Source organism: Streptomyces cinereospinus, from assembly GCF_042430725.1.
In the GTDB taxonomy this organism is placed as follows: domain Bacteria; phylum Actinomycetota; class Actinomycetes; order Streptomycetales; family Streptomycetaceae; genus Streptomyces; species Streptomyces cinereospinus.
This window is the reverse complement of sequence record NZ_JBHMCY010000013.1, coordinates 26848-42165: the sequence shown is the minus strand read 5'-3', so window position 1 is coordinate 42165 and position 15318 is coordinate 26848. Positions and strand designations below refer to the sequence as shown.

Annotated in this window: 15 protein-coding genes and 2 pseudogenes; 2 read left to right on the top strand and 15 right to left on the bottom strand. The window is 73.9% G+C overall.

The window, feature by feature from the left end; translation table 11 throughout:
• Positions 1-3: 3 nt before the first annotated feature.
• The 3 genes from ACFF45_RS09275 to ACFF45_RS09265 all read right to left on the bottom strand — a co-directional run bounded on the left by ACFF45_RS09275 (position 4) and on the right by ACFF45_RS09265 (position 3506).
• The gene (locus ACFF45_RS09275) at positions 4-735 is read right to left on the bottom strand and encodes a prepilin peptidase (protein ID WP_381344435.1); all 732 of its coding nucleotides are present in this window, start codon (positions 733-735) and stop codon (positions 4-6) included.
• 57 nt (positions 736-792) lie between these two features.
• A complete protein-coding gene (locus ACFF45_RS09270) occupies positions 793-2556 on the bottom strand; it encodes a serine/threonine-protein kinase (RefSeq protein WP_381344635.1) in 1764 nt (587 codons plus the stop codon).
• Positions 2557-2648: 92 nt separating this feature from the next.
• On the bottom strand, positions 2649-3506 hold the full coding sequence (locus ACFF45_RS09265) for a menaquinone biosynthetic enzyme MqnA/MqnD family protein (RefSeq protein WP_381344433.1): 858 nt from the start codon (positions 3504-3506) through the stop codon (positions 2649-2651).
• A gap of 296 nt (positions 3507-3802) precedes the next feature.
• Here ACFF45_RS09265 and ACFF45_RS09260 point away from each other — a divergent pair, with 296 nt between their 5' ends.
• Together ACFF45_RS09260 and ACFF45_RS09255 are read left to right on the top strand one after the other, a co-directional pair.
• Positions 3803-4006: a cold-shock protein gene (locus ACFF45_RS09260; protein ID WP_189701348.1), complete on the top strand. Its 204-nt coding sequence runs from the start codon at positions 3803-3805 to the stop codon at positions 4004-4006.
• A gap of 123 nt (positions 4007-4129) precedes the next feature.
• Positions 4130-4783 carry a class I SAM-dependent DNA methyltransferase gene (locus ACFF45_RS09255; RefSeq protein ID WP_381344431.1) on the top strand — a complete coding sequence of 218 codons (654 nt, stop codon included), beginning with the start codon at positions 4130-4132 and terminating at the stop codon, positions 4781-4783.
• Between the two features lie 49 nt (positions 4784-4832).
• Here the strand turns inward: ACFF45_RS09255 and erm are convergent, their stop codons facing one another.
• The 12 genes and pseudogenes from erm to ACFF45_RS09195 all read right to left on the bottom strand — a co-directional run bounded on the left by erm (position 4833) and on the right by ACFF45_RS09195 (position 15266).
• The gene (gene erm, locus ACFF45_RS09250; RefSeq protein WP_381344428.1) at positions 4833-5657 is read right to left on the bottom strand and encodes a 23S ribosomal RNA methyltransferase Erm; all 825 of its coding nucleotides are present in this window, start codon (positions 5655-5657) and stop codon (positions 4833-4835) included.
• Between the two features lie 241 nt (positions 5658-5898).
• Positions 5899-7848 (bottom strand): AMP-dependent synthetase/ligase, encoded by a 1950-nt coding sequence (locus ACFF45_RS09245; protein ID WP_381344426.1) that lies wholly within the window; start codon positions 7846-7848, stop codon positions 5899-5901.
• A 629-nt stretch (positions 7849-8477) separates the two neighbouring features.
• Positions 8478-9159, bottom strand: a pseudogene (locus ACFF45_RS09240) (TetR/AcrR family transcriptional regulator).
• Between the two features lie 46 nt (positions 9160-9205).
• Entirely contained in the window at positions 9206-10522 is a 1317-nt protein-coding gene (locus ACFF45_RS09235; protein ID WP_381344424.1) for a dicarboxylate/amino acid:cation symporter, read from the bottom strand.
• 47 nt (positions 10523-10569) lie between these two features.
• Positions 10570-10674 (bottom strand): putative leader peptide, encoded by a 105-nt coding sequence (locus ACFF45_RS09230; RefSeq protein ID WP_381344422.1) that lies wholly within the window; start codon positions 10672-10674, stop codon positions 10570-10572.
• Positions 10675-10746: 72 nt separating this feature from the next.
• Positions 10747-11046 carry a DUF4229 domain-containing protein gene (locus ACFF45_RS09225; protein ID WP_381344633.1) on the bottom strand — a complete coding sequence of 100 codons (300 nt, stop codon included), beginning with the start codon at positions 11044-11046 and terminating at the stop codon, positions 10747-10749.
• Between the two features lie 103 nt (positions 11047-11149).
• Positions 11150-11674: a GNAT family N-acetyltransferase gene (locus ACFF45_RS09220; RefSeq protein ID WP_381344419.1), complete on the bottom strand. Its 525-nt coding sequence runs from the start codon at positions 11672-11674 to the stop codon at positions 11150-11152.
• Positions 11675-11690: 16 nt separating this feature from the next.
• Positions 11691-12350, bottom strand: a pseudogene (locus ACFF45_RS09215) (uracil-DNA glycosylase family protein).
• An 88-nt stretch (positions 12351-12438) separates the two neighbouring features.
• Entirely contained in the window at positions 12439-13602 is a 1164-nt protein-coding gene (gene mqnE, locus ACFF45_RS09210; RefSeq protein ID WP_381344417.1) for an aminofutalosine synthase MqnE, read from the bottom strand.
• 34 nt (positions 13603-13636) lie between these two features.
• Entirely contained in the window at positions 13637-14098 is a 462-nt protein-coding gene (locus ACFF45_RS09205) for an Lrp/AsnC family transcriptional regulator (RefSeq protein WP_381344414.1), read from the bottom strand.
• 51 nt (positions 14099-14149) lie between these two features.
• A complete protein-coding gene (locus tag ACFF45_RS09200; protein WP_381344412.1) occupies positions 14150-14824 on the bottom strand; it encodes a UbiX family flavin prenyltransferase in 675 nt (224 codons plus the stop codon).
• A gap of 31 nt (positions 14825-14855) precedes the next feature.
• On the bottom strand, positions 14856-15266 hold the full coding sequence (locus ACFF45_RS09195) for a Uma2 family endonuclease (RefSeq protein WP_381344410.1): 411 nt from the start codon (positions 15264-15266) through the stop codon (positions 14856-14858).
• Positions 15267-15318: the final 52 nt, after the last annotated feature.

Genomic DNA, 15318 nt, shown 5'->3' with positions numbered 1-15318 from the left:
CGGTCAGCCCGCCGCGCCCAGCAGCAGCCCCGCGTAGGCGCCCGCCAGCAGGAACGGCCCGAAGGGGATGGCGGTCTTCCGCCCCGCCTTCCGCGCGACGACGAGGGCACCGCCGTACACCGCCCCGCACCCGAACGCGGCGAACGTTCCCAGCAGCACCGCCCACCACCCGTACCACCCGAGTACGGCCCCCGCCCCGAGCGCCAGCTTCACGTCGCCGAAGCCCATGCCGCCGGGGCTGGCCACGAAGAGCAGGAAGTAGCCGGCGCCGAGGGCGAGGGCGCCGAGCAGGGCGGTGCGCCAGTCCCCGGCGTGCCCGGGGGCCAGGGCGGCCGCGCCGAGCAGCGCGAGGACTCCGGCCGCGAGGGGCAGCGTCAGCGGGTCGGGCAGCCGCCGCACCCGCATGTCGACGACCGCGAGCAGCACCCCGACGGGCGTGACCAGCAGCCAGACGCCGAGTTCGGGGCGGGGGCCGGTGGCCGCGGCGAGGGCCGCGCACAGCACGGCGGTGACGAGGGCGGGGAGGGCGGCGCCGGTGCCGTGGTCGCGGCCGCCGCACTCCGCGCACCGGGCCCGCCCGAGCCAGCCCCGGACCGGGTGCCCGCCCGGACACCGGTCCCGCCACGCCTCGCCGGCCGGCGCGGAGAAGCGGTAGGCGGCGCGGGGCAGGGACGCGCCCGCCGCCGCGCCCCAGCCCGCGGCGGCGGCGATCAGCAGTACCGCGAACCCGTCCACGCCCCGCGCACCCCCTGTCCGTCTCCGTGCCGTCGTCCCCGGCCCGCTCGACCCGGCCTACCCGACCTTCGACATGCGGGCCTGCGGATAACCCGACCGCGCGCTGTCCGACCGGTACGTCAGGTCGTCGCCGGTGGGGACCAGGCGGACCGTCGTGGGCTCCTGGTTGCAGCCGCCGTGGTTGGTGCTCGCGCCGGCCGAGGCGGCGACGAGCTGCCTCTCCGTCACCTGCCGGAGGGTCAGTACGTCGACGCAGACCCCGCCCAGCTGGTCGGTCTGGCGCAGCCGGCCCAACTCCCCGCCCACCTCGGTCTGCCGGACGGTGATCCGGAACGTGCCCGCGGGCAGCGTGCCGTCCAGGGCGGTGCCCTCGCCCTCCCAGGTGCCGAGATAGCGGGCCGGGACGCCGGCCGGGCCGCTGCCCGGGCTGTCACCGGGTCCGCCGCTGGGGCCGTCACCGGGGCTGTCGCTGGGGCCGCCGCTCGGGGCCGGGGAGTAGGCGTCGTTGCCGGATCCGCCCGCGTTGTCCGGGCGTTCGCCGCCGGGCAGCAGGTCGAGGACGAGGACCGACCCGGCCGTCGCCGCCGCGAACGCCCCGGCCACCGCGAGCGCCACCGTGCAGCTCACCCGCCGCCCCCGCCCGCCGGCCGCCGGAGCGGCCGTCGCGGCGACGCTGACGGACACCTTGCCGGGCCGCCCGCCGACGACCTCACCACCCTCGCCGTCCGGAACACCCGAGCGCCCCTCGGGCACCCCCGGCCGCCCGTCCGGCCCAGTCCCCGGCATCACGGGCGGCGGCCCGAACGCCCCCACGACCGCGCCCGCGTCCCGGTGGGACGCCGCACCGGCCACCGGCCCGCCGGCTCCTCCCGGCTCCCCGCCCACCGCCGGGCTGCTGAACGCCACCGGCCCCGAAGGGGTCTGCGCCGCCTCCAGGTCGAGCAGCCGTACGGCCCTTCGGCTGACCTGCTCCACGAGCGCCCCCGGCAGCCACCCGCCGGCCACCAGCCGCGCCGCCCCCTCGGGCGCGAACCGCCGGGCCACCTCGGCCGGGGCCGGCCGCGCGCCCGGCTGCTTCGCCAGACACGCCGCGACGACCTCCCGCACCTCACCGTGGAGGGCGTCGAGCCGCGGCTCCTCGTGCACGACCTGGTAGAGCAGCGCGGCCGAGGAGTCCCCGGGGAAGGGCGGCTCGCCGGTCGCCGCGTACGCCAGCACCGCCCCCAGCGAGAAGACGTCCGCCGCCCCGGTGACGCCCTCGCCCAGGATCTGCTCCGGCGCCATGTACCCGGGCGAGCCGACCGAGACCCCCGTCGACGTGAGCGACGCCGTGCCGTCCAGGGCGCGGGCGATCCCGAAGTCGATCAGCAGCGGACGGTCCAGGGTGAGGAGCACGTTGGACGGCTTGACGTCCCGGTGCACCAGGCCCAGCTCGTGCACCGCCGCCAGCGCCTCGGCCAGGCCCGCGCCCAGCGCGCGGACCGAGTGCGGGGGCAGCGGCCCGCCGTCCGCGACCGCCGCGGCGAGCGACGGCCCGGCGGCGTACCCGGTGGCCACCCACGGCACCGGTGCCTCGGGGTCCGCGTCCAGCACCGGCGCCGTCCACGCGCCGCCCACCCGCCGCGCGGCCGCCACCTCGCGGCGGAAGCGGGCACGGAACTCCTCGTCGAGCGCGAGATGCGGGTGGACCACCTTCACCGCGACGGTACGGCCGCCCGCGCTGCGGCCCAGATACACGCGGCCCATGCCGCCGGATCCGAGCCGGCCGAGCAGCCGGTAGGGCCCGATGGCGGTGGGCTCGCCGACGCCGAGCGGCTGCATGCGGTCCGCCCCCTCTCCCCCGTACGCCTGCACTGCCCGCAGGGTAGCGGCCGGGGGTGACACCCGGGCCCGGCGTGCCGGACCCGCGGGTCCTACGGCTCCAGCGGCTCCAGCAGGTCCACCGTCACGTCCGCCGGGAAGCCGGCCGTCGGCCCGGCCCGGCGGGCGAACTCCGCCACGGCCGCCAGCTGCGGGCCGCCGAAGCGGAAGTCGAGGGTGGTGAAGTACCGCTCCAGGACCGTCTCGTCGAAGGCCTCCCAGCGGGCCGCCTGCTCGGCGACCTTGGCGACCTCCTCCAGGGAGAGGTTGCGGGAGGCGAGGAAGGCCTCGTGCACCTTGCGGGTGATGACGGGCTCGCGCTCCAGGTAGTCCCGGCGGGCCGCCCACACCGCGAAGACGAACGGCAGCCCGGTCCACTCCTTCCACAGCGTGCCGAGGTCGTGCACGGCGAGTCCGTAGCGCGGGCCGTCGTGCAGGTTCGCCCGCAGGGCCGCGTCGCCGATCAGTACGGCCGCCTCGGCCTCCTGCATCATCAGGCTGAGGTCGGGCGGGCAGGTGTAGTAGTCGGGCCGGACGCCGAAACGGTCCGCCAGCAGCAGCTGGGCGAGGCGTACGGAGGTGCGCGAGGTGGAGCCCAGGGCCACCCGGGCGCCGTCCAGCCGGTCCAGCGGGACCTGCGAGACGATCACGCAGGACATCACCGGTCCGTCGCAGCCGACGGCGATGTCCGGGAAGGCGACGAGATCGTCGGCGTGCTTGAGGAACTCCACCAGGGTGATCGGCCCGATGTCGAGGTCCCCCCGCACCAGCTGCTCACTGAGCTTCTCCGGGGTGTCCTTCGTCAGCTCGAAGTCCAGCAGCGTCCCCGTCCTGGCGAGCCCCCAGTACAGGGGCAGGCAGTTCAGGAACTGGATGTGGCCGACGCGCGGCCGCGTGCGAGAAATGTCCACATCGAGAGGCTAGACCCCGTGGGATAGGGTTCAGGCTCCCGGGGTGGGCCCCCTCGCCGCCGCCGCCCGACCCGGCGTTCAAACATTCGGGTGACGTGATCTTGATCCCTCTTGCTTTCGGCTGCCCGCATGCTAGGCTCGCCGCAAGTTGCAGTTTGGTTTCCCTTGCAGTACAGAGCCTGCGGAGCATGTGACCGCGGGCTCTCGACGTTCTCAGACATATGCAGTTGTGCAGAATTTATCTTCACACTTGCTGGTTCTGGAGCAGGGCAACCCTTTGAGCCCAAGGAGGGCTTATGGCTACCGGAACCGTGAAGTGGTTCAACGCCGAAAAGGGCTTTGGTTTCATCGCCCAGGAAGGCGGCGGCCCCGACGTCTTCGTCCACTACTCCGCGATCAACGCGACCGGTTTCCGGTCCCTTGAGGAGAACCAGCACGTGACCTTCGACGTGACCCAGGGCCCGAAGGGCCCGCAGGCGGAGAACGTCACCCCGGTCTGATCGCCGGTCTGATCCTCTGATCCAGGATCGAGTGCAGTACCCAAGGAGCCCCACGCCGTCCGGCGGAAGGGGCTCCTGCCTTTTCCCGCCCGGCTGTCGGTGGCGGCCGGTACGGTCACGCCCATGACCGAAGGCGCTGCCACCCCCAGCGATACCGTCCGGCGCTTCTACGACGCGATTGCCGAGGACTACGCCCACCACTTCCGCGACGAGCTCGCTTCCCGGCCCGTGGAGCGCGCGCTCCTGACGGCCTACGCCGAACTGGTCGGCGCCACCGGCGAGGTGGCCGACCTGGGCTGCGGCCCCGGCCGGACCACGGCCCGCCTCGCCTCGCTGGGCCTGCGGGTCTTCGGGCTCGACCTCTCCGCGGGGATGCTCGCCGTCGCCCGCCGCGAGAACCCCGGCCTGCGCTTCGAGCAGGGCTCGATGCTGGACCTGGACCTCCCGGACGGCCATCTGGCGGGCGTGGTGTCCTTCTACTCGTCCATCCACACCCCCGGCGAGCTGCTGCCCGCCCTGTTCGCGGAGTTCGCCCGGGTCCTGCGCCCCGGCGGCCACCTCCTGCTCGCCTTCCAGGCCGGTGACGTCCCCCTGCGCCTGGAGCACCCGTTCGGCCGCCCGGTGTCCCTGGAGTTCCTGCGCCGCCGCCCGGAGCACATGAGCGGCCTGCTGACCGAGGCGGGCTTCACCCTGTTCGCCCGGACGGTCCGCGAAGCCGACCCGGACCTGGCCGAGACCGCCCCGCAGGCATTCCTGATCGCCCGCAGGCATCCCTGATCACCCGTGGAAGCGGCTGACCGCGCCGCACCCGCCCCCGGGCCCGCGCTCACCCCGCCCCGCCGGTCCCGCGCGGCCCCGGGGGCGGCGAGGTGCTGCCGGCCGGCCGGGCCGACAGCCGGTACAGCTCCGCCCACTGCTCCGCGGTGAGGTGCTTGGGCAGGGCGCTCGCGGGGAGGCGGTGCCGGCGCAGCCAGTGCCGCAGGCCGGGCCGGGCCGAGCGGGGCAGCGCCGCGGCGAGCACCTCCGCCAAACCCCGGCCCGGGCCCGTGAAGACCCGCCGCGCGAACGCCTGATAGGAGGCCAGGTCGGCGGCCGGAAGCAGCGGCCGCGGCCGGCGCGACACCGTCAGCACACCCCCGTCGACCCCCGGCCGGGGCCGGAACGCCGCGGCCGGCACCCGGCCGACCAGCCCGAACGCGAACCACGGCCACCACTGGGCCGTCATCAGCGTCGCCCCGCCCACCCCGGCCCGGCGGCGGGCCACCTCCCACTGCACGAGCAGCACCGCCTCGGTCCAGCCGGGGGCGTGCAGGATGCGGCGGAGCATGCCGGTGGTCTGGTGGAAGGGCAGGTTGCCGACCAGGACATGGGGTGCGGCGGGCAGCCGGAACCGCAGGAAGTCGGCGTGCACGATGGAGGTCGGCGGCTGCACCCGGCGGGCCAGCCCGGCGGCCCGCCGGCCGTCGATCTCCACGCCGGTCAGGGGACGGCCCAGGCGTTGCAGGGGCAGGGTGAGGGCTCCGTCACCGGTGCCGATCTCGATGATCGGCCCGTCGGTGCCGGCGACCAGCCGGACGAGGGTGTCGATGGTCGCGGGGTCGACGAGGAAGTTCTGGCCGAGCTCGTGGCGGCCGGGGTACGGGGTACGCAAGAGGATCTCCGCGGCTTCGGAACGAGCCGGGCGGCACGAAGAGGCACCGCCCGGCGCTGACTCGCTGAGGCGGCGGTTCCTTCCGAGAGGTGATCCCGGAGCCGCGCCGACGCGCGGTCCCCGGCCGAAGGTCCGCCGGCTACCGACGCCCGCGGTCGATCACTGCGATCCCCATGCCGTACATGAGGGCCACGCTACAAGCCCTCACCCGTCCGTCCGCAACCGGATTTCCCGGTGCCCCTCACCCCTCGTACAGGGCCTCCACCTCCTGGGCGAAGTCCCGCAAGATCGCCTCCCGGCGCGGCTTCATCGACGGGGTCAGGTGGCCGGCCGTCTCGGTGAAGTCGGTGGGCAGGACGGTGAAGCGGCGGATGGACTCCGGGCGCGAGACGAGCTTGTTGGCCTCGTCGACGGCGCGTTGCAGCACGGCCCGCAGCTCCACGTCGTCGGCGAGCAGCTCGGGCGGCACCGGGTGCTTGCCGTTCATCTGCCGCCAGTGGGTGATGCCCTCGGCGTCGAGGGTGATCAGGGCGGTGATGTACGGGCGGCGGTCGCCGAGGACGAGGCAGTGGGAGATCAGGGGGTGGGAGCGGAGCCGGTTCTCCAGGGGCGCCGGGGCCGTGTTCTTGCCGCCCGTGGTGATCAGGATCTCCTTCTTGCGGCCGGTGATGGTGAGGTAGCCCTCGTCGTCCAGCCGGCCGATGTCGCCCGTCGGGAGCCAGCCGTCCGACGACGCGGGGACCACCCCGCCCGCGTGCGGGTCCCAGTAGCCGCGCAGGACCTGGCCCCCGGCGAGCAGGATCTCGCCGTCCGCCGCGATCCGCACCCGGGTGCCGGGCAGCGGCCAGCCGACCGTGCCGAGCCGGGGTCTGAGCGGCGGTGTCACGGTCGCCGCGCCGGTCGTCTCCGACAGCCCGTAGCCCTCGTACACGTCGATTCCCGCGCCCGCGTAGAACGCGGCCAGGTCGCGGCCGAGCGGGGAGCCGCCGCAGACCACGTACCGGATGCGGCCGCCGAGGGCGGTGCGGATCCGGCGGTAGACCAGCGGGTCGTAGAAGGCGCGGGACGCCCTCAGGGCGGCGCCGGGGCCGGTGCCGGTGCCGCCGGCCCGGGCCTGGACCGCCTCGCCGTACCGGCGGGCGGTCTTCGCCGCGCGGTCGAACGCCGCTGCCCGGCCGCCGCGTTCGGCGGTGGCGCGGGCGCTGTTGTAGACCTTCTCCAGCATGTACGGGATGGCCAGCAGGAAGGTCGGCCGGAAGGCGGCCAGGTCGGCCAGCAGGTCCTCCGACCGCAGACTGGGCGCGTGCCCCAGCCGGACCCGGGCGCGTACGCAGGCCACGGCCACCATCCGGCCGAACACGTGGGACAGGGGCAGGAAGAGGAGGGTGGACGGCTCCTCGCTGGTGCGTGCCGTGAAGACCGGGTAGAGCAGCTCGACGGCGTTGTCGACCTCCGCCAGGAAGTTGCCGTGGGTCAGCGCGCAGCCCTTGGGGCGGCCGGTGGTGCCCGAGGTGTAGACGAGCGTCGCCAGGGTGTCCGGGCCCAGCATCCCGCGCCTGACGTCGACTTCCGAGTCCGGCACTCCCCGCCCCAGCTCCGCGAGCCGCTCGACGTGGCCCTTGTCGACGACCCACAGGTGCCGCAGGTCGGGCAGCTGCGGCAGATCGGGCCCGAGCGCCGCCGCCTGGCCGGCGGTCTCGGTGACCACGGCCGCCGCGCCCGAGTCGTGCAGCATCCAGCGGACCTGGTAGGCCGAGGAGGTCGGGTACACCGGGACGCTCACCAGACCGGCCGCCCAGGCCGCGAAGTCGAGGAGCGTCCACTCGTACGACGTACGGGCCATGATCGCGACCCGGTCGCCCGGCACCAGGCCCTCGGCGATCATCCCCTTCGCCACGGCCAGCACCTGCGCGGCGAACTCGGCCGCCGTCACGTCCGTCCAGCTCCCGTCGTCCGCGCGGCGGCTGAGCACCGGGCGGCCGGGCGCGGCGGCCGCGTTTGCGAACGGCAGGTCGGCCAGCGAGCCGTGCGACACCGGCGGCACCAGGAGCGGCACGGCCGCCTCCCGCACCTCCCCGTCCAGCCGCCGCAGCTCGGGCTCGACGAGGACCGGCCCGCCGTCCGGGTCGTACTCGAGCGACGACGCGGACGCCGGCTGCGGGACGGGCGAGGACGAGTACGAGATGGGCATGGGCAGCTCCTGGGGCCTGCGGCGCGGTACCGCTCCGCTGCACGGGGTACGCCGGGCGCGTACGGAGGCGCTCACCGGCGGTGCCGGCCGGGGACGTTCCCGGCGGGTCAGGTGGCAGATGGTACGGCTGTCGCGTGGGGAGGTCGTGCGGGTTCGAAGATGGTCCTGGGCCGGGCCTGTGGAGCCCCGGAGGCCGTACGGCACCTGGATTTACGCACGGTAACCACACTGAGGCGCAAAAACGGCGGGGACAGGGTAGGGGAACCGGTACGACCATGGCCGACCACCTCCCGTTCGTCACCGGCGCCCTCCGCTCCCCCCTTCGAGCGCCCCCGTCCGGACGCCGGCGTCCCGCGCACCCGGCTGGTCCGCTCCGGCGTCCGCACCCCCTCCGTCTGCGCCCGTTCGGCGCCCGCCTGTCCGGCTTCCGGTGCCCGGTCGCGCACGGCACGTGGGCGGTGGCCCGCTGTCTCGCGGCGCACGGCGCGCCCGAAGCGGCGCGTGTGCGGGCCGGGTCCCGGGCTCCGGTGCCGCTGCCGGGGGTGGCGGAGTACGCCGCCGGGGGCGGGCGTTTCGAGGTGCGCCGGGGTGACCGGCCGCACGTCAGCGGGGCCGTGCACCCGCTCGCGTCACGCGCCCGGCGGTGACCAGGGGCGGCCGGCCAGGAGTTCGCCGAGCCCGGCCCAGGCGCAGTTCATCACGGTCGCCGCCGCCTGCCGGGCCGTCACGTGCGGGGTGGCGTTGGCCCAGCCGGCGAGCGACTCCGCGGCGCCGGCCAGGGCCTCGGCGAGACCGGCGGCCTCCGCCTCGGACAGGCGCGCGTCCTTTGCGGTGCCCTCCGCCGGCACGCGGCCGGGGGCCCGCAGGGCCTCGCGGGCGGCCTCGGCGATCAGCCGGGTGACGAACGCGACGACGTCCGCCCGCACCGCGGTGACCTCGGCGGCGAACGCCTCACCGTGGGTGCGCGCCTGGAGGCGCAGCACGGACCACCCGTCGGGGTGCCGGGCGGTGTGGGTGAAGAAACGCCAGCAGCCCGTCCCACAGCCGGCGGCCGGGCGGCAGGCCGCCCCGGACACCGTCCCGGACGGCGGCGAAGAGCGCCTGGGCCTCACGCCGGATGCAGGCCGTGAACAGGTCGTCCCTGGAGCTGAGGCAGAGGTGCACCAACGGCTTCGACACACCGGCCAGTTCGGCGATGTCGTCCGTCGACGCCGCGATGTACCCGCGCTGCCCGAAGATCCGGACGGCGGCGTCCGGCATCTGCTGCTCACGGACCCCACGCGGCATCCGCTTGGTCTTCACGGCACCCATGCGGTTCAGCGTACGGTCCGCGCGGCAGGCGTCAGGACGGCACCGGTCAGGCGGCGACGGCCACCTTCTCCCGCTCCTCCACCGGCGAGCTGCCCGCGTTGTCGTAGGCCTCCCGGTCGAGCAGGCCCTCCCGGGCCGAGACGATCACCGGCACCAGCGCCTGCCCGGCGACATTGGTTGCGGTGCGCATCATGTCCAGGATCGGGTCGATGGCGAGCAGCAGGCCGACGCCCTCCATCGGCAGGCCGAGCGTGGAGAGGGTGAGCGTCAGCATGACCGTCGCGCCCGTGAGACCGGCCGTGGCGGCCGAGCCGACCACCGAGACGAAGGCGATCAGCAGGTAGTCGCCGACGCCGAGCCGGATGTCGAAGATCTGCGCGACGAAGATCGCGGCGATGGCGGGGTAGATCGCGGCGCAGCCGTCCATCTTGGTCGTCGCGCCGAACGGCACCGCGAAGGACGCGTACTCGCGCGGCACCCCGAGCCGCTCGGTGACCTTCTGGGTGAGCGGCATGGTGCCCACGGACGAGCGGGAGACGAAGGCCAGCTGGATGGCCGGCCAGGCGCCCTTGAAGAACCGCAGCGGGCTGGCCTTGGCGACGGTGGCGAGCAGCGCCGGGTAGACCACGAACAGCACGATCGCGCAGCCGGCGTAGATGTCGGCGGTGAAGGTGGCGTACTGGCCGATCAGGTCCCAGCCGTAGGTGGCGACGGCGGTGCCGATGAGACCGACGGTGCCGAGCGGGGCGAGCCGGATGACCCACCACAGGGCCTTCTGCAGGAGTTCGAGGACGGACTCGCTCAGGGTGAGGACGGGCTGGGCCTTCTCGCCGAGCTGGAGGGCGGCGATCCCGGCGACGGCGGCCATGAAGACGATCTGGAGCACGTTCAGCTCGGTGAACGGCGTGATCACGTCGGTCGGCACGATGCCGGTCAGGAAGTCGATCCAGGAGCCGGTCTTCTCGGGCAGCTCGCCGTCCTTGGGGGTGAGGCCGGTGCCGGCGCCGGGGTTGGTGACCAGGCCGATGGCGAGGCCCACGGCCACCGCGACCAGCGAGGTGACCATGAACCACAGGAGGGTGCGGGAGGCCAGGCGGGCCGCGTTGTTGACCTTCCGCAGGTTGGTGATCGAGACCAGGATCGCGAAGAAGACGAGCGGGGCGACGGCGAGCTTCAGCAGGCCTATGAAGGTGTCGCCGATCTTCTCCAGCGCGGTGACGAGCCAGGAGACGTCCTGGCTCCTGGCCACCCAGCCGAGCAGCACGCCGAGGACGAGGCCGAGCAGGATCTGGGCCCAGAAGGGCGTCTTGAAGGGCAGCCTGGAGGGCAGCGGGAAGGACTTCGTGTTCGCGGACACGGACATGCTCCGTAAGAGAAGGAATGGGTGCGCGGGGGGGGGCGACGGAGACGTCAGCCGCGACAGTTCGCGGACGCGCACCGGCAGAGGTCCACGTGCCGACGCGCCACGAGCGGAACGCTGCGCGGCGCGTCGGCGGACACGACTGCTGGCTTCATGCCAGAAACCGTAACACCTGAAGTTTGAGAACCCCAAAGCCTCACTTTGATAGGGGAAAACCAGACAAGGCCTTACGAAGCCTGCTCCTGCGCCCGCGCCGCGTCGTCGGCGGAGTCCTCCTGGGAGCGGTTGGCCTCGAAGTTGGCCTTGAGGCTTTCGGCCTTCCGCACGATCTGCGCGGACGCCCGGTCCCGCTCCTTGCGCAGCACCACGAAGCTGATCGGCGCCGAGACGACGAGCGCGAGCAGCACGACCCAGACGCCGTTGGAGTCGCCGAGTCCGCGCGGGGCGACCCCGGAGTAGACGAGACCCCAGACGGCCACGAGGCAACCCACGAAGATCCCGAGGCGCATCAGCGTGTAGCGGAGCATCTCCATCCACTCTTCCGTGTCGAACGGCCAGAACCACCCAAAGGGCACCGTCCAGTGAAGCACGCCGGGGCGGCGATCTCGGCAGGGGGTCGGCCGGCCGGGGTCAGCCCAGCGGCAGCAGCATGATCACGTCGTCCCGGTCGTCGCCGGGCGCGACCCGGATCGCGGCGGGGACGCGGCCGACCTCCTTGTAGCCGCAGGACGCGTAGAAGTGTTCGAGACCCAGCCCGCCCCGGCAGGTCAGCCGGATCGCCTCGATGCCCTCGATGCCGCGGGCCGCGTCCGCCGCGGCGGCCAGCAGGTCCCGGCCGTGGCCCCTGCCCTGGTGGCGCGGGTGCACCATCACCGTGTAGAGCCACAGCCAGTGGGTCATCAGCGGGTGCGTGTTGAGCGTGAGGAACGCGGCCGCGGCGACCCGGCCGTCCCCGTCGAACCCGGCGAGCAGCCGGCTGCGTCCCTCGGCCATCGCCACCAGGTGCTTCACCAGTCCGGCGCGGACGGCTTCGCGCGTCACGGGCGGGACGAAGCCGACCGCGCCGCCGGCGTCGGAGACGTCCGTCCAGAGGTCGAGCAGGCCGTCGCGCAGGGGGCGGTCCACGGCGGGGTCGAGCATGAAAGTAAGAGCCACTCAGCCATCCTAGCTATTACCGACGGCTACGTCGGGCCACGATCCGCGCCGCCACCTCCCGGTCGGAGACCAGCCCCCGGTACGCCGCCTCCCGGTCGTCCGCGCGCAGCACCGACGACGGGTGCACGGTGGGCACCGGCCGCCCGGGCCGCCCGTGGATCCGCTCCTCCAGCACGGTCCCCCGCACCTGAGTCACCCGGAACGGCGAGCCCAGCAGCGCCGTGCCCGCGGTGGCGCCCAGCACCACGATCAGCTCCGGCCGGACGAGGGCCGGCTCGGCGGCGGGCCACGGACCGCACGCGGTCGTCCCGCGCAGGCCGGGCGCCTCGTGGATGTGCCGCTCGCCGGGCCCGGCCCGGGTGGACGTGCAGCGCTTTCACCGCGTGGGTGACGTACGCCTCGCCGGGGTCGACCCCCACCTCCGCGAGCGCCCGGTCGGGCAGCTTCCCGGCCGGACCGACGAAGGGCCTGCCCCGCCGGACCTCCTGGCCGCCAGGCTGCTCCCCGACGAGCACGCCCGGGCGTCCGCGTCCCCGGCCCCGGACACGGTCCGCGTGGCGTCCCGGTGCAGGAGGCACCACCGGCAGGCGCCGGCCGCCTCGCGCGGGGAGGCGAGATCCGCACCGCCCGGCACGGAGGGTCCGGCGGGGTACCGGTCCTCGGGCGCGGTGCTCACGCCGTCGCGAGGACCGCCCTCAGGGGCGCGGGACTCCGCCGCGTGGGGCCGACCGGCCCTCGCCCGCGCCCGCAGGACGGCAGGTCCCTCACACCCGCATCGGCTGCGGAGCCTCCCGCCGCCCCGCGTCCGGCCCCTCGAACTCCCGGATGACCTCGTACCGCGTGTTGCGCTCCACCGGCCGGAACCCCGCGTCCCGGATGAGGTCCAGCAGGTCGTCCCGGGTCAGCTTGTTCGGCGTGCCGTAGTGGTCCGCGTCGTGCGTGATCTTGTACTCGACCACCGAGCCGTCCATGTCGTCGGCGCCGTGCTGGAGCGCGAGCTGCGCGGTCTGCACGCCGTGCATCACCCAGAAGACCTTGACGTGCGGGACGTTGTCGAAGAGCAGCCGCGAGACCGCGAAGGTCTTCAGCGCCTCGGCCGGGGTGGCCATGGCGGTCCGGGCCTGGAGGCGGTTGCGGACCTTGCCGTCCTGCACGTCGACGAAGTCGTGCTGGTAGCGCAGCGGGATGAAGACCTGGAAACCGCCGGTCTCGTCCTGGAGTCCGCGCAGCCGCAGCACGTGGTCGACGCGGTGCCGGGGCTCCTCGATGTGGCCGTAGAGCATGGTGCACGGGGTCTTGAGCCCCTTCTCGTGCGCCAGCCGGTGGATGCGGGACCAGTCCTCCCAGTGGGTGCGGTGGTCCACGATGTGCCGGCGCACCTCCCAGTCGAAGATCTCGGCGCCGCCGCCGGTGAGCGACTCCAGACCGGCGTCGATCAGCTCGTCGAGGATCTCCGACGCCGACAGGCCGGAGATGGTCTCGAAGTGGTGGATCTCGGTCGCCGTGAACGCCTTCAGCGAGACGTCCGGCAGGGCGGCCTTCAGCTCGCGCAGGGAGCGCGGGTAGTACCGCCACGGCAGGTTCGGGTGCAGGCCGTTGACGATGTGCAGCTCGGTGAGGTTGTCCGCCTCCATCGCCTTGGCCAGCCTGACGGCCTCCTCGATGCGCATGGTGTACGCGTCCTTCTCGCCCGGCTTGCGCTGGAAGGAGCAGTACGCGCAGGAGGCCGTACAGACGTTGGTCATGTTGAGGTGGCGGTTGACGTTGAAGTGGACCACGTCGCCGTTCTTGCGCGTGCGCACCTCGTGGGCGAGCCCGCCGAGCCAGGCCAGGTCGTCCGACGCGTACAGCGCGATGCCGTCCTCGCGGGTCAGCCGCTCACCGGAGCGGACCTTCTCCTCCAGCTCGCGCTTGAGCCCGACGTCCATGCGTTCCGCCTTTCTGTGACAGCTGTCGGACAACCTACGCCTGCACCTCGTCCGGCAGTTCGCCCACCCGGTTCTCCCACTTCGTGGACAGCACGATGGTGGTACGGGTCCGGGAGACGCCCTTGGTCCCGCTCAGCCGGCGGATGATCCTCTCCAGTCCGTCCACGTCGGCCGCCCGCACCTTGAGCATGTAGGAGTCGTCACCGGCGATGAACCAGCAGTCCTCGATCTCCGGCAGGTCCCGCAGCCGCTGGGCCACGTCCTCGTGGTCGGCCGCGTCGGAGAGGGAGATGCCGATCAGGGCCGTGACGCCGAGGCCGAGGGAGGCGGAGTTCACGGTGGCGCGGTAGCCGGTGATGACACCGGCCGCCTCCAGCCGGTTGATGCGGTCGGTGACGCTGGGGCCGGACAGGCCGACGAGGCGCCCCAGCTCGGCGTAGGAGGCCCGGCCGTTCTCCCTCAGGGCCTGGATGAGCTGCCTGTCCACCGCGTCCATGAGTTTCGAGCCTTCCGCTGAGAGAGATCCGGGATATGAGCGTGGGGAGGGTCAGTCGCCGCGTGAGCCGCCGCCGAGTTCCCCTTCCCAGCGGCGGTAGAGCGTATGGGGGACACCGGCCGCGTCGAGGACCCGTCCGGCGACGAAGTCGACCAGGTCCTGGATGTGGGTGGCGCCCGCGTAGAAGGCGGGCGAGGCGGGGACGACGCTCGCCCCGGCGTCGTCCAGGGCGACGAGGTGGCGCAGCGTCTGCCCGTTCAGCGGTGCCTCCCGCACGGCGACGACGAGCGTGCGCCCCTCCTTGAGGGTGACGCTCGCGGCCCGCTGGAGCAGGTCCTTGGAGAGACCGAGGGCGACTCCGGCCACGCAGGCGGTCGACGCGGGCACGATCAGCATCCCCCGGGCGGGGTACGACCCCGAGGACGGGCCGGCGGCCAGGTCGCCCGCGCTCCAGTGCCGCACGCCGTCGAGCCGCACCTGGAAGGTGTCCGGCTTGCCGTCGGCCCCCCTGGCCAGCCAGGTCCGCAGGTCGTCCCGCCAGTGCGCGTCCCGGAAGGCGAGCCCGGTCTCGTCGAGCAGGGTCAGCCGCGAGGCCCGGCTGACGACGAGGTCGACGCTCTCCCCGGCGTCCAGCAGGGCCCGCAGCACGGCAGCGGCGTACGGCGTCCCGGACGCTCCGGACACCCCCACGATCCAAGGCACGCGCTGCGATTCCCCTGCGTTCACATCTTGAGCGTACCGGTGCGCGCAGCGGACCTCAGGACGGGTCGGCCGCCTCGGGATCGACGGGAAGCCGCGCGGTGGGAAGCGTCAGCTTCCCCAGCGGGGTGTCCACCACGCAGAGGCCGGGCCCGTACGGGATGAGGTCCCGGCCGCGATAGCCGTCGGGGCCGGGATTCCACATCGTCACGACGTGACCCCGCAGCGGATCGGACACCAGGTGGTTGGCGATGCCGCGGGAGGCGTACCAGCGGGGCTTGAGCTCGTAGTCGCGGCGGACGCTTTCCGGGGACACCACCTCGGCCACGAACTCGATCAGGCCGGCCGGGTACGCGGCGCGGTTCACGGCCTCCGCCTCGGCTGGAATGACAGCCAGGCCGGGGCAGAACTCATTGGCGTCGTCGAAGGGGAACGCGACGTCGCCCACCAGGGCCCAGCCGGGCGGCAACTGGCCTTCGACGACGGACCACAGCCGCTGGACGGTCCTCCGTGGAACGCCC

What these genes read in the sequence shown, in the direction of transcription:
- ACFF45_RS09260 (WP_189701348.1), top strand. Translation starts at nt 3,803, where the DNA reads ATGGCTACCGGAACCGTGAAGTGGTTCAACGCCGAAAAGGGCTTTGGT.
- ACFF45_RS09270 (WP_381344635.1), bottom strand. Translation starts at nt 2,556, where the DNA reads ATGCAGCCGCTCGGCGTCGGCGAGCCCACCGCCATCGGGCCCTACCGG.
- ACFF45_RS09205 (WP_381344414.1), bottom strand. Translation starts at nt 14,098, where the DNA reads ATGGACGCGGTGGACAGGCAGCTCATCCAGGCCCTGAGGGAGAACGGC.
- ACFF45_RS09225 (WP_381344633.1), bottom strand. Translation starts at nt 11,046, where the DNA reads ATGCTCCGCTACACGCTGATGCGCCTCGGGATCTTCGTGGGTTGCCTC.
- ACFF45_RS09235 (WP_381344424.1), bottom strand. Translation starts at nt 10,522, where the DNA reads ATGTCCGTGTCCGCGAACACGAAGTCCTTCCCGCTGCCCTCCAGGCTG.
- ACFF45_RS09255 (WP_381344431.1), top strand. Translation starts at nt 4,130, where the DNA reads ATGACCGAAGGCGCTGCCACCCCCAGCGATACCGTCCGGCGCTTCTAC.
- mqnE (WP_381344417.1), bottom strand. Translation starts at nt 13,602, where the DNA reads ATGGACGTCGGGCTCAAGCGCGAGCTGGAGGAGAAGGTCCGCTCCGGT.
- ACFF45_RS09230 (WP_381344422.1), bottom strand. Translation starts at nt 10,674, where the DNA reads ATGAAGCCAGCAGTCGTGTCCGCCGACGCGCCGCGCAGCGTTCCGCTC.
- ACFF45_RS09245 (WP_381344426.1), bottom strand. Translation starts at nt 7,848, where the DNA reads ATGCCCATCTCGTACTCGTCCTCGCCCGTCCCGCAGCCGGCGTCCGCG.